Here is an 11,933-nt window from a genome sequence, read left to right as displayed (position 1 = left end):
GCCAGAAAAATCAGCTGGTTGGCGATATCCCATCCGCAGCCACCTGAATAGTTACGGCCAGTCTTTTCAAACCATGGCGATGGCCCTGCTATCGCCATAATCGTCTCTGGTCCGGAACGCATCCGGTCGACACTATGAATGGTGGCAAACGCAATGGCAAAGAATCGCACTGCAGGCGGAAGCAAGCCCTGGTGGATCTTCGGCATCCTGATCATCCTGATCTCACTGGCCAGCTCCGCGGGCATGTTCTATTACATGGACAGCCGCAGCGGCAATGCGCCCAGCCAGGCCCAAGCCCAGGCACCGGTAGAGGAACCACCCGCCGTCGAGCCGATCTTCGTCAACGTTGCGCCCTTCACCGTAAACCTGCAGAGCCGCCACTACGATCAGCGCCTGCTCTATATCGGTCTGTCGCTGCGTGTCGGCAACATGACGACCAAGGATGTGCTGACCATGCACATGCCGCAGGTCCGCAGCCGGCTGCTCATGCTGCTTTCCAGCCAGGAGGCGGAGACGCTGACCACGCCGGAAGGCAAGCAGTCGCTCTCCCAGGAGATCCTGGCGCTTTTCGACCAGCCGTTGGCCGAGCCGCAGCCGCCCTTGATGATCAACGACGTACTGTACACCGACTTTATCGTCCAATGATTTCCGACGGTGTCTCCTTAACGCTTTCAACAGAAGTGCATTAGCGCCATGGCTCAAGACGATCTGCTCTCGCAGGAAGAGATCGATGCCCTTCTCAAGGGCGTCAGCGGCGAAGACGACGCCGACTCGGCCGACGCTCACAACGGTCATGGGCGAATTCGCCCTTACGATCCGGCGACACAGCACCGGGTAATTCGCGAGCGCCTGCATGCGCTGGACATCATCAACGAGCGCTTTGCCCGACACTTCCGCATGAGCCTGTTCAATCTGCTCAGGCGCAGCGCCGATATCACCGTGGACGCGGTCCGCTACCAGAGCTACAGCGATTTCGCTCGCAACGTGCCGGTGCCGACCAACCTCAACCTGATCGCTCTCAAGCCGCTGCGCGGCTCGGCGCTGGTGGTCTTCCCTCCCAGCCTGGTGTTCATGGTGGTCGACAACCTGTTCGGCGGCGACGGACGCTTTCTGACCAAATCCGAAGGACGCGAGTTCACCCATACCGAGCAGCGCATCATCCGGCGAATGCTGACCCTGGCCATCGACGCCTATCAGGAGTCGTGGCGCTCGGTCTATCCGCTCGAGGTCGACTTCCTGCGTTCCGAGATGCAGGTCAAGTTCGCCAATATCACCAGTTCTCCCAACGAGATCGTGGTGAACACCACGTTCCACCTGGAAGTGGGCAACCTGAGCAGCGACTTCCAGATCTGCATGCCCTACTCGATGATCGAGCCACTGCGAGACCAGCTCAGCGGGCCGCTCACCGACAGTCACCCGGAAGAGGACCGGCTGTGGGAACAGCGCATGGCGGGAGAGATCAAGCAGTCGCATGTCGAGCTGGTCGCCGATTTCGTCGAGATCCCTACGTCCATAGGCCAGGTCATGTCGCTCAAGAAGGGCGATGTCCTGGAGATCGACTTGCCGGAAATCGTCACCGCCCGCGTCGATGGCGTTCCCGTCATGCGCTGCGAGTACGGCAGTCAGCAGGGACAACGCGCCCTGCGCGTCAGTGAACTGATCGAGCACACTCCGTCATCCAAGTCGGCCAAGGATACTTTCGTCAAAGCGTCAAAGCCGCAAGTCAAGGAATCGAAACATGACTGATCCCAAGCATCCTGATCAGAACCCTTCCAAGGCGCCCCAGGACTCGATCGAGGACGACTGGGCCAGCGCCATGGCGGAGCAAGGGCAAGGCGATGACGTCAGCGACGACCCCTGGGCCGATGCGCTGGCCGAACAGGTCGCGAGCGAGGCCACGCCCCCCTCGCCCCAGGCCGCGACTTCCAGCGCCCAGGCCGAATCCGCCAGCGCCCAGGTCTTCAAGCCGCTGGACAAGGGGCAGACCAGTGGCACCATGCGCGACCTCGAGATGGTCATGGACATTCCGGTCAAGCTCACCGTGGAGCTGGGGCGGACGCGCATCACCATCAAGCAGCTTCTGGAGCTGGCCCAGGGGTCGGTCATCGAACTCGAAGGACTGGCGGGCGAACCCATGGACATCCTCATCAACGGCTACCTGATCGCTCAAGGCGAAGTCGTCGTGGTTGACGACAAGTACGGGATCCGTATCACCGAGATCATCACCCCCTCCGAGCGGGTGCAGAAACTCAATCGATGAGCGAGGCGTTTTCGATCACCGGCCAGGCCGCGCCGCTCGATGCCGGACGCGGCGCCGCACTGGATACCGCCGCGGCAAGCGGCGATGCCTGCTGGGCATGGCCGCCATGGGCAAGACCGCGGCGGCGCTGGCCCTGGTGGTCGGCATCATCCTGCTGTGCAGCTATCTGGTCAAGCGGCTGGGGCCCGGCCGGCATTTGCAACACCAACGACTCAAGGTGGTGGGCAGTACCGCGGTGGGCGGTCGTGAACGCGTCGTCATCGTCGAGGTAGAAGATACCTGGCTGGTCCTCGGTGTCGCCAACGGTCAAGTGAACAAGCTGCACGAGCTGCCGGCCCCGGACGAGCCGACGGAGCCACCGCCCGCTTCTTTCCAGGCGCAGGGGACGAGTTTCGCCAATCGCTTCGCCCAGGCATTGAAGCACAATGCCGGTCAGACACTGGGCAGGGGGAAGGAGCGGTGAGGATAAGCGGAAGAGCGTTCCCTGCATGGCCGGCCGGCCTGGTCTTGCTGGTGGCCATGCTGCTTCCGGGCATCGTCTCGGCCCAGGAGATCCCAGGCATCGTCAGTCAGCCCACGGGCGATGGCGGCCAGCAATGGTCCATCCAGTTGCAGACCCTGCTGCTGCTGAGCTCGATGGCCTTCCTTCCGGCCATGCTCCTGATGATGACCGGGTTCACGCGTATCGTCATCGTCCTGAGCCTGCTGCGCACCGCCATGGGCACCCAGTCCGCTCCTCCCAACCAGGTGTTGCTCGGGCTGGCCCTGTTCCTGACCTTCTTCGTGATGTCGCCGGTATTCTCGCAGGTCTACGAGCTCGCCTGGGTGCCGCTGTCCGAGAACCAGATCAACTTCGATGAGTTCCTGGTGATCGGGAGCCAGCCGTTTCGCGAGTTCATGCTCGCCCAGACCCGGGAGCCCGACCTGGCGCTCTTTGCGCGGCTGGCCGATGTCGGCCCCATGCAGGGCCCCGAGGACGTGCCCATGCGCGTGCTGATGCCGGCCTTCGTCACCAGCGAGTTGAAGACCGCCTTCCAGATCGGTTTCACCATCTTCATCCCGTTCCTGATCATCGATCTGGTGGTGGCCAGCGTGCTGATGTCGCTAGGCATGATGATGGTGCCGCCGGCCACCATCTCCCTGCCCTTCAAGCTGATGCTCTTCGTGCTCGTGGATGGCTGGCAATTGATCATCGGCTCCCTGGCCCAGAGCTTCTACCTCTAATCCCCAACGTGAGGGGCGAAAATGAGTCCTGAAATCGTCATGAGCATGGCCTACCAGGGAATGCGCGTCACGCTGATGCTGGCGGCCCCCCTGCTGCTCACCGCCCTGTTTACCGGCTTGCTCGTCAGCCTCTTCCAGGCGGCAACGCAAATCAACGAGATGACCTTGACGTTCATCCCCAAGATACTGGGCGTCTTCACCGTCCTGGTGCTGGCGGGTCCTTGGTTGATCAAGTTGATCACCGACTTCACCCGTGAGCTGTTCAGCAATATCCCGTTGATGCTGGTCTAGCCCGGAAATCGCATGGTAGAAGTGACCTTCGCCCAGCTGCAGGGTTGGCTGATGCTGTTCCTGTGGCCCTTCGTGCGTATCACGGCCTTTCTCATGGCGTCGCCGCTGCTGGGTCACTCCAGCGTGCCCAATCAGGCCAAGATCGGTCTGGCCGTGCTGATCACGGTAGTGCTCGGACCGAACCTGCCGCCCATGCCCGAGGCTCCGCTGGTCTCCTGGGTGAGCCTCGGCATCATGGTCGAGCAGATGCTGATCGGCATCGCCATCGGCTTGACCATGCAGGTGATGTTCGCCGTGGTACAGGCTGCCGGTGAATTCATAGGCCTGCAGATGGGGCTGGCCTTCGCCACCTTCTTCGATCCCAGCAGCGGCACGCAGACCATGGTCCTCTCGCGCCTGCTCTACATGATCACGCTGTTGATGTTCCTCGCCTTCAACGGCCACCTGATCGTGATCGAGATCATCGCCACCACTTTCATCACCTTGCCCATCGGCATGGGCGGCTTCAATGCCAACGCCTTCGAATTGCTGGTCCGCTTCGGCGGTACCATCTTCGCCGCCGGCATGCTGCTTGCCCTTCCGTTGGTCGGTGCGTTGCTGATCATCAATCTGTCGATGGGGATCCTCAACCGCTCGGCCCCGCAGCTCACGGTATTCAATATCGGTTTCCCGGCCTCGCTTACCGTCGGCCTGTTCCTGCTGATGGTTTTGATGTCGGACTTCGGGCGCTTTCTGCAGCGCCTGTTCAGCGACGGCCTGCTCTTCCTGCGCCAGATGCTGGAAGCCATGGCGCCCCTGGCCTAGGCTCGCGGCTTGCGCGAAGTGCCTGCGGCGGCTCGGGATCCGGCTGAGTGATGAAGGTGGGGGAAGGAGAAGAGGTAAAGAAGCGCTCGCCACGCGATGCCGAGACGCAAGGATGGGAGACATCCCATCAACGATAATGGGCGATCAGCTGCAGGCCTTGCACCTGTACCATGCGCTTGTGGCCCGGCCTCAGGGCAAAACGAAAGTGCAGGGGGTCATGGACGCGGCCGCCGCTGAATGCCCGGGTGCTGCCGCGCTCGCCGGACAGAGCGGTACAGTTTTCCCCCTGGCACAGCCAGGCACGGACCGCTTCGCCGGGAGCCACCCGATACTGCCAGCTGACCTCGGCAAGCGTCGCATCGCCGGGAACCGCGGCTGGCGCCAAGAGAGGCGCCGAGCGCACCTCGCGCTCGGCCATCGTCACGCGTACGCCCTGGACCTCGGCGACCCAGCTTCCCGCGGCCTCGGTGGGCTGGGACAGCGCCATCACGGCAAGCGCCGAAAGCCCTCCCAACCAGCCGAGACGACGTCGGCCAGACATGCGGTTCGATCTCACCCCTGCCCACCGTAAGCACGATGCAGCTTGCCCTGCTGTCGCGTCACCCGCATCAGTTCGGCCAGTTCGTCGCGTCTTGCATCGGCCCGCTGGCGAATCTCCCGATCGTGCTCGATGAGCGCCTCGACGAGCTGCAGCTTGTGCTGGATCAGCGCCGGTTCCGTCAGGGCCTCCTCGTCCAGCCGGCGTATATGCGCCGCTTGCCTCCGGTAGTCCTGCTCGAGCTCGAGCACCCGCTCCCACTCGTCCTCACGGGCCGCCCCCAACATCGCCTTGGCCTGCGACAGGAGCGCCTCATAGGCTGCCGTGACGTCGCTCATGACAATCTCCTGCCGGGGCATGTCATTCTATTTGCGTCCCATTTGAGCGTTCATCATGTCGAACTGCTCGGTCAGGTACTGGCTGGTCTGATTCATCTGCGCCACCATCAGGTCGAGTTGCACGAATTGAGCCCGATAACGCTCCATGGTCCTCTCGATCTGCTGTTCGGTGCGGATATACTGCTGATCGAGACGCTCGATCTGGGATTCCAGACTGCTGACCGCCAGGTCCAGCGTTCCCCCATCGGCAAGGATGGCCTCCAGGGCATCGTCCAATTGCTGTGCCAGTCCCGGGTTTTCGGCATCGCCGACGAAGAACGCCTGAACGCCGCTGAAGTCGTTGGCAATGGCCTCATCGAGCTTGGCCTCGTCCAATCTCAGGGTGCCGTCCACATTCAGGGTGATGCCGATCTCGAACAGCCAGTTGTAACCGTCCCCCTCGACGCCGGAATTCATCACGCTGCGCAGTTGGCTCTCGATGCTGCGCAGGGTACTATTACCCAGCAGCGCTCCTCCAGTACTCCCCCCCTCTTCATCACTGTCCGAGGCATCGAAGCTGGTGAGATGGCCGATGGTCGCGCGCAGCGCATTGTAGCTGTCGACGAAGGCAACGATCGCCTGCTTGGCAACGTCGGTGTCCTGCTGAACCGTGACGGTCGAACTGCCCACCTCTTCCAGGCTCAGGGTGACACCCTGGATCGCCCCCTCCACCATATTGGACTGGCTGGTAATGGCGACACCATTGACCGTCAGCAAGGCATTCCGGGCCGCCACATAAGTGCCACCTTCAAGGAAAGCGCCATTCTCATCCTGAGTGGCGTCCATCTCCAGATTCTGGCTCAAGTCGCCACTCACCTGGATGCCGGTGACTGCCGCGTCGGTGCCGGTCTCGCTGGAGACGAGAGACAGCCGGTAGCCCTGGCCGTCATGGATGATCGAAGCGGTGACACCGGCGTTCTCGGCATTGATGGCATCGCGGATGTCCTCAAGGGAACTCTCCTCCGCGGCGATCTGGATGTCCAGCGTCTCACCATTGCCAAGGGTAAAGCTCAGCGTTCCGGCGCCAAGCGATTCCGTGGCATCATCCACCCGCTCGGTCGCGACGCTGGAGGCCTGGGCCAGTTGCTCCACCTCGACCTGATAGCGGCCGGGTACGGCATCGGCGCTCGCCGCGGCCTGCACGCTATCGCCATTCACTTCGCTGGAGACGGCCTCGAAGGTGGCCGGGTCGCTGAGCGCGGCGGTGGAAACCTGCAGCCCACTCAAGGCACCCTCGAGCTGGCCATAGGCCGAGATCGTGGTCTGATGTTTCTCCTGCTGCTGGACGATGGGCTCGAGCTTCATACGCTCGGCTGCTTCCAACTCATCCAACAGGCCATTCAGGTCGAGGCCCGATCCGACCCCCAGTGAACTGATAGTGCTCATATCGCATCCTTCTCCGTTGTGTGCGGTACGCCAGGCCCTTTTCCCACCCGAGCACTTGGCGGCAACTCATTCATTTCTTATCGGCCACGCGGGGTGCGTCCTTTAATCAATACCGCCCGCATGTCACATGTAGTTGAACAGCGACAGTCCTTGAATGGCGACGAAGGTCTGCTGCGCCGCCTGCAGGCCCACCTGGCGCATGGCGTATTCGGAAATCGCCTGGTTGTAATCGAGATCGATCAGGTCGGAGCGGGTCTGCTCATAGTTGATCATGCGGGTGCTGCCCACGCTATCCAGCACGTCCAGCTCATTGAGCTTGGCGCCCACCGAGGCTTGCACGGTAAGCACGTTGTCCAGGGCGTTGTCGAGCTTGCGCAAGGTGGTATTCATGGTATTGGTGAAGGCCGCCTGATCGGCGGGTGTCTCGATGGGTGTCTCCAGCGCCGTTATCGCCTTCTCGAGGGTGGTGAAGACGTTGGTGCCCATCTGCTCGGCGGGGCCCACCGCCAGGGTGTCGCCATCCTCCGGCACGCCATCGAGGGTGATGCTCAGCCCGCCCAGATCGATCTGCTGGCCCGCCTCGTAGGGAACGGGATCCCCCCCGTTGACCGTATAGGTGACGTCATCCCCGTCGACCTGGAATGCCAGCGCGAAGTAGTCACCGTAATTGTCGTGAGCGGGATTGGTGACGCTGGGCCCGGTGAAGGTCACGGTGCCGGTGTTGCCGTCACCGGCCTCGGCCACGTAGCGGACGCCACCGGGTACGCTATTGAACACGCTGTCGCCGTTCACCTGCACCGGCATCCGCCGGGTGGCGTCCACCTGCAACTCCTGGACGTTTTCATCCCCGACATATTCTACCTCGCCAGCCGCATTCACCACGAAGGGCGGACTGCTGTTCTGGTAGCCCCCGAACAGGTAATTGCCGTTGCCGTCGGTGGTATTGGCCAGCCCCAGCATGGTCTCGTAGATGCCGGTGAGCTCACTGGCCAGCGACTGGCGGTCGGCGTCGCTCAAGGTGTCATTGGCGGCCTGGACGATCAGGGTACGCGCGCTGGTGAGGGCATCGGTGACGCTGCCCAGCACGCTATCGGTCTGGGACAGGGTGTTGCGCGCGGTGATCCGGGTGTCCATGTACTGCTGGTTGGCGGCGATGGACTGCGAGACCGCCAGCGCCTGGGACGCCGCGCGCGGATCGTCGGAGGGATTGATGACCCGCTTGCCGGTGGCCAGTTGCTGGCCGACCCTCAAGAGCTCGTTCTGCTGGTGGTTCATCGCCGAGACGCTCTGCTCGAACATGGTGACGGTGCTGACACGCATCGTGCTCTCTCCTGTTGTCCGTCTTGTCCAGTATCAGGTTCAGGTCCGCAGACCCAGAATGGTGTCGAACATGGTCGATGCCGTTTCGATGACCCGTGCGTTGGCCTGATAGTACTGCTGATAGCGGATCAGGTTGGCGGCTTCCTCATCCAGGTTGACGCCGGATACCGACTGCTGCACGGCCCGCAACTGATCGGTCAGGCCCTGCTGCATCTGCAGGTTGGCCTGGACCACGTTGGTCTGATTGCCCACGTCGCTGACGATGGAGGCGTAGGCCTGGTTGAGCGTGGCATTGCCCGCCACCAGATCGACGTTCTGCAATTCCTGCAAGGCCAGGGCGTTGCGGTTGTCGCCAGCGGCGGCCGGGGCCGCGTCGAGGGTCAGGCTGGCCGTTTCGCCCTCCGCAGGCAAGGCATCGACGCTGAAACTGATGCCATCGACGGTCAGCACGTCGCCTGGCTCGATCTGACCGTTATCAGGGTCGAATGGCTGACCATTTCGCTCGACGGGCACACCACCCGTGCCGAGATTGCCTTCGCTATCCAGGCTCAATGCATAGCCGCCGTCGGGGGCATCCTGCAAGGCGTCCTGTGCCGCGACGATGGAGGAGATCGCCATATCGCCACTGGTCTCGAGGAAACTGCCGGCGGCGATCTGCGCCGGATCGCTGATCAGCGTCTCGACGCCGCCCGCGGCGCGGCGCACCGGCTGGATCTCATAACTGTCGCCAACCGCAAAGCCGCCATCGTCGAACGTCAGCTCGACGCCGGCAAAGCTCAAGGTGCCGTCCTCGAAGTCATGCTCGACGACCTGGCCATTGTCCTTGCGCACGATCTGGAAGGTTGGCTCACCGGTGGCGCCATCCACCGCAGTGACCCTCACGGTATAGTCGGCGGCCGCCAGTTGCGAGACGTCTCCGTAACCGGTGTCGGCAATCTGCGCACTGCCTTCGTTACGAACATGGGCATAAGCCTGGGGCTGACCAATGGAAAAGAAGTCCTGGCCCTGCTCACCGTTCAGGTCCTGCCCCAGGCGGTGCTGGTCATTGAAGCCCACGACCAGGGAGACCGCCAGTTGGCCGATCTGATTCTGGGTCTTGTCGAGGGACTCGGCGCGGAAGCTCATCAGCCCGCCCAGAGCGCCGCCCTGGATGGCATCCTCGGGGAGAATCACCAGGTTGCCCGCCGCATCGCGATAGCCCACCACGGTGCGTTGGGGGTCGTAGGGCGAGGCGACCGCCTCGAGCTCGTAGTGATGGGTGCCGGTCACCAGCGGCTGCCCACCCGGCAGGTTGATGTTGTAGCTACCGCCATCCTGCACCACCAGTTGAAAGTCGGTGTGGGTACTCAGTTCCGCCACCAGGTGATCGCGCTGGTTGAGCAGGGCATTGGGTGCCTGGCCATAGCGCGCCGTGGCGATCACGATTTCATGGTTGAGCTGGGCGATCTGCTGGGTGAGCGTATTGATTTCATCGACTTCGGCAACGATCTGCTGATTGACGCCGGACTGCATGTCCTGCAGGTAGCCGTCGAAGGCGCGGAACTGGGCGCTCAGCGTATCCGCGGCACCAAGCACGCTCTGGCGCGCCGCCGGATCGGAGGGAAACGCGGCCAGGTCGCCCAGCGCGGAGAAGAAATTCTGCATCAGCGGGGCCAGGCCGGCATCGCCATCGGCCAATAGGTTGTCGATCTGGCTGATCTGCGCCTGATAGATACCGAGCGCCGAACTGGCGCTGGTGGAGGCATTCAACTGTACCGCGACGAAGGCATCGTACTGGCGCTGGATGTCATTGACCTGGACGCCCCCTCCATGCTGGTTCTCACCGAGGATCACCAGCTCGCGGTTATAGCCCGGCGTGTAGACGTTGCTGATGTTGTTGCTGGTGGTGTAGAGCGCGCTTTGCGCCGCATTGAGGCCACTGACACCGATGGAGTATATGCTCATGCTGCCTGCTTCCTTAATCAACTAGAAGTGTTATCGGCCTCGGTCCGCATATCTTTAACGAATCGAGGCTTGGCAATCAGTACGAGAAGAAGACACCGGCCAGCGTCCTCGTGGATTCGAGCGGTCCCATGGTGTTCATGACCGCGATCAGCTTGCTCGCGTAGTGCGGGTCGGTGGCGTAGCCCCCCGCCTGCAGGGCGTGCGCCGCACGCTCGGCGTTCGGTGCGCCGACCACTCCCGCGTAGCGCGGATTGTCGCCGATCAATCGCGCATAGTCCGTGAAGGCCTCCTCGTAGGAACCGTAGACACGGAAACTATCCGTGACTCGGGTGCGCTTGCCGTTCACGTATTCATGGGTGACCACCTCGGTGGTCGCCCCCTGCCAACGGCTCCCGGCCTTGATGCCGAACACGTTGTAACTGTTGCCGCCGCTGGCCGTGGGAATCTCGTGACGCCCCCAGCCCGTCTCCAGTGCCGCCTGGGCCAGGATCAGCTCGGCCGGAACCCCCGTGGCACGGCTCGCCGCCTGGGCCGGCGCCGACAGCTTCGTCAGGAAGCGTTGCACATGGTCGCCTCGCTCCTGTGCCTGGTCGGTCGTTGTCCGGCGAGCGTCGCCCACCGCTGACGCACCGTCGACCGCGACGCGCCGTTCTCCATACCCACCCAGGTCGAGTTCATCGAGGAAACTGGCGGGACGCCTGGCATCGAGCTCGGCCATGAAGTCCGCCTCGGGAGGCGGCGCGTCGTCGCCATGCAGGGCGTCGCTCAGCACACGGGGCACGCCGCGGGGAATGCCGGCGATCAATTCGTCGGCCTGAGTTCGCGCCACGCTCTGCTGTGGCACCATGCCCCGACCCTCGAGCTGATTGATCAACTGCTCCGCCAGGCCGAAGCCGCGCCCCGCCAGATGCTGAGACCATTGCTGATCGAGCATGGCATTGTAGAACTGGCTCTGCTGGCTATCGAAGAGGCCCGATTGCGGCGAGGCGTCCCGCATGCTCTTGAGCATCATGTGCAGGAACAGCGCCTCGAACTGCCGCGCGGCCTCCGGAAGCCCGGCGTTGGGGTCCTGCCGTGCGGTATGCTGCAGGCGCTGCAGGCCCTGTACGTCGAGAGCGAACTGACCACCGAGATCGTTGACGCTCATCAGATGATCTCCAGGTCCGCGCGCAGCGAGCCGGCCGCCTTGAGCGCCTCGAGAATCGACATCAGGTCGGCCGGCGTGGCGCCCAGCGCATTGAGCGCATTGACCACCTCGACGAGATCGGCGTTGCCTTCGACCACCCGCAACGTTCCTCCCTCCTGGGTGATGGAAATGTCGGTATCCGGGGCCACCACGGTTTGCCCTTCGCCGAAGGGCGCCGGCTGGCTGACCTGGAAGTCGGTATCGATGACGATCGACAGGTTGCCATGCGCCACCGCCGCACGATGCAGCGTGACGCTGGAATTGAGCACCACCGAACCGGTGCGCGAGTTGAGCACGACCTTGGCCGGCGCCTCGTTTGGCGTCACTTGGAGGTTCTCTATGCGCGCCATGAAATTGACGCGATCGTTGGGATCGTTGGGTCCCTGCAGACGAATGGTGCGGCCGTCCTGTGCGGCGGCCACCGACCAGCCGAAGGCGTCGTTGATCGCCGCGACCACGCGCTGCGCCGTACCGAAATCCGCCTGCTTGAGCTGCAGGTCGAGGATCCCGCTGTTGGCCCCGAGGCTTACCGGCACCTTGCGCTCGACGGTCGCGCCGCCCGCGATGCGCCCACCCGCCTGCTGGTTGATCTGAACGCTGCTG

Annotated in this window: 14 protein-coding genes; 7 read left to right on the top strand and 7 right to left on the bottom strand. The window is 63.0% G+C overall.

The features are described 5' to 3' along the window. Positions 1-153 precede the first annotated feature (153 nt). The 7 genes from fliL to fliR all read left to right on the top strand — a co-directional run bounded on the left by fliL (position 154) and on the right by fliR (position 4,579). Positions 154-645: a flagellar basal body-associated protein FliL gene (gene fliL / locus B7L72_RS01555; protein WP_081139126.1), complete on the top strand. Its 492-nt coding sequence runs from the start codon at positions 154-156 to the stop codon at positions 643-645. A gap of 48 nt (positions 646-693) precedes the next feature. After that, entirely contained in the window at positions 694-1,746 is a 1,053-nt protein-coding gene (gene fliM / locus B7L72_RS01550) for a flagellar motor switch protein FliM (RefSeq protein ID WP_081192169.1), read from the top strand. Continuing rightward, positions 1,739-2,260 (top strand): flagellar motor switch protein FliN, encoded by a 522-nt coding sequence (gene fliN / locus B7L72_RS01545; RefSeq protein WP_081192167.1) that lies wholly within the window; start codon positions 1,739-1,741, stop codon positions 2,258-2,260. The genes fliM and fliN overlap by 8 nt, the downstream gene beginning before the upstream one ends. Before the next feature lie 106 nt (positions 2,261-2,366). Further along, positions 2,367-2,723 carry a flagellar biosynthetic protein FliO gene (gene fliO, locus B7L72_RS01540; RefSeq protein ID WP_249273292.1) on the top strand — a complete coding sequence of 119 codons (357 nt, stop codon included), beginning with the start codon at positions 2,367-2,369 and terminating at the stop codon, positions 2,721-2,723. Between the two features lie 56 nt (positions 2,724-2,779). Beyond that, positions 2,780-3,484 carry a flagellar type III secretion system pore protein FliP gene (gene fliP, locus B7L72_RS01535; RefSeq protein WP_081192191.1) on the top strand — a complete coding sequence of 235 codons (705 nt, stop codon included), beginning with the start codon at positions 2,780-2,782 and terminating at the stop codon, positions 3,482-3,484. A 21-nt stretch (positions 3,485-3,505) separates the two neighbouring features. After that, entirely contained in the window at positions 3,506-3,775 is a 270-nt protein-coding gene (gene fliQ, locus B7L72_RS01530) for a flagellar biosynthesis protein FliQ (RefSeq protein WP_081139134.1), read from the top strand. Positions 3,776-3,787: 12 nt separating this feature from the next. Further along, positions 3,788-4,579, top strand: a complete 792-nt coding sequence (fliR, locus tag B7L72_RS01525) for a flagellar biosynthetic protein FliR (RefSeq protein ID WP_081192163.1) — start codon at positions 3,788-3,790, stop codon at positions 4,577-4,579. 127 nt (positions 4,580-4,706) lie between these two features. On the opposite strand, the gene B7L72_RS01520 is transcribed toward fliR, so the two are convergent. The 7 genes from B7L72_RS01520 to B7L72_RS01490 all read right to left on the bottom strand — a co-directional run. Further along, positions 4,707-5,120, bottom strand: coding sequence for a flagellar protein FlhE (locus B7L72_RS01520; RefSeq protein WP_081192161.1), 414 nt, complete (start codon positions 5,118-5,120; stop codon positions 4,707-4,709). 11 nt (positions 5,121-5,131) lie between these two features. Further along, complete coding sequence (locus B7L72_RS01515) at positions 5,132-5,455, bottom strand: flagellar protein FliT (protein ID WP_176212813.1); 324 nt, start codon at positions 5,453-5,455, stop codon at positions 5,132-5,134. Positions 5,456-5,482: 27 nt separating this feature from the next. Then, positions 5,483-6,880: a flagellar filament capping protein FliD gene (gene fliD / locus B7L72_RS01510; protein ID WP_081192157.1), complete on the bottom strand. Its 1,398-nt coding sequence runs from the start codon at positions 6,878-6,880 to the stop codon at positions 5,483-5,485. Positions 6,881-7,003: 123 nt separating this feature from the next. Next, the gene (gene flgL / locus B7L72_RS01505) at positions 7,004-8,200 is read right to left on the bottom strand and encodes a flagellar hook-associated protein FlgL (protein WP_081192155.1); all 1,197 of its coding nucleotides are present in this window, start codon (positions 8,198-8,200) and stop codon (positions 7,004-7,006) included. Between the two features lie 39 nt (positions 8,201-8,239). Next, the gene (flgK, locus tag B7L72_RS01500; RefSeq protein WP_081192153.1) at positions 8,240-10,144 is read right to left on the bottom strand and encodes a flagellar hook-associated protein FlgK; all 1,905 of its coding nucleotides are present in this window, start codon (positions 10,142-10,144) and stop codon (positions 8,240-8,242) included. 76 nt (positions 10,145-10,220) lie between these two features. Further along, a complete protein-coding gene (gene flgJ, locus B7L72_RS01495; protein WP_081192151.1) occupies positions 10,221-11,291 on the bottom strand; it encodes a flagellar assembly peptidoglycan hydrolase FlgJ in 1,071 nt (356 codons plus the stop codon). Then, on the bottom strand, positions 11,291-11,933 hold a 643-nt coding region (locus B7L72_RS01490; protein ID WP_176212812.1), incomplete at its 5' end, for a flagellar basal body P-ring protein FlgI. The genes flgJ and B7L72_RS01490, both read right to left, overlap by 1 nt.

This window comes from Halomonas sp. BC1, from assembly GCF_002078135.1.
GTDB lineage: Bacteria > Pseudomonadota > Gammaproteobacteria > Pseudomonadales > Halomonadaceae > Vreelandella > Vreelandella stevensii.
The sequence above is the reverse complement of the archived record's forward strand: the minus strand, read 5'-3'. Positions and strand labels throughout refer to the sequence as shown.

Excerpts from the sequence above, each read along its gene's own strand:
- fliL (WP_081139126.1), top strand. The coding sequence starts at position 154 with ATGGCAAAGAATCGCACTGCAGGCGGAAGCAAGCCCTGGTGGATCTTC.
- fliM (WP_081192169.1), top strand. The coding sequence starts at position 694 with ATGGCTCAAGACGATCTGCTCTCGCAGGAAGAGATCGATGCCCTTCTC.
- fliN (WP_081192167.1), top strand. The coding sequence starts at position 1,739 with ATGACTGATCCCAAGCATCCTGATCAGAACCCTTCCAAGGCGCCCCAG.
- fliO (WP_249273292.1), top strand. The coding sequence starts at position 2,367 with ATGGGCAAGACCGCGGCGGCGCTGGCCCTGGTGGTCGGCATCATCCTG.
- fliP (WP_081192191.1), top strand. The coding sequence starts at position 2,780 with ATGCTGCTTCCGGGCATCGTCTCGGCCCAGGAGATCCCAGGCATCGTC.
- fliQ (WP_081139134.1), top strand. The coding sequence starts at position 3,506 with ATGAGTCCTGAAATCGTCATGAGCATGGCCTACCAGGGAATGCGCGTC.
- fliR (WP_081192163.1), top strand. The coding sequence starts at position 3,788 with ATGGTAGAAGTGACCTTCGCCCAGCTGCAGGGTTGGCTGATGCTGTTC.
- B7L72_RS01520 (WP_081192161.1), bottom strand. The coding sequence starts at position 5,120 with ATGTCTGGCCGACGTCGTCTCGGCTGGTTGGGAGGGCTTTCGGCGCTT.
- B7L72_RS01515 (WP_176212813.1), bottom strand. The coding sequence starts at position 5,455 with ATGAGCGACGTCACGGCAGCCTATGAGGCGCTCCTGTCGCAGGCCAAG.
- fliD (WP_081192157.1), bottom strand. The coding sequence starts at position 6,880 with ATGAGCACTATCAGTTCACTGGGGGTCGGATCGGGCCTCGACCTGAAT.
- flgL (WP_081192155.1), bottom strand. The coding sequence starts at position 8,200 with ATGCGTGTCAGCACCGTCACCATGTTCGAGCAGAGCGTCTCGGCGATG.
- flgK (WP_081192153.1), bottom strand. The coding sequence starts at position 10,144 with ATGAGCATATACTCCATCGGTGTCAGTGGCCTCAATGCGGCGCAAAGC.
- flgJ (WP_081192151.1), bottom strand. The coding sequence starts at position 11,291 with ATGAGCGTCAACGATCTCGGTGGTCAGTTCGCTCTCGACGTACAGGGC.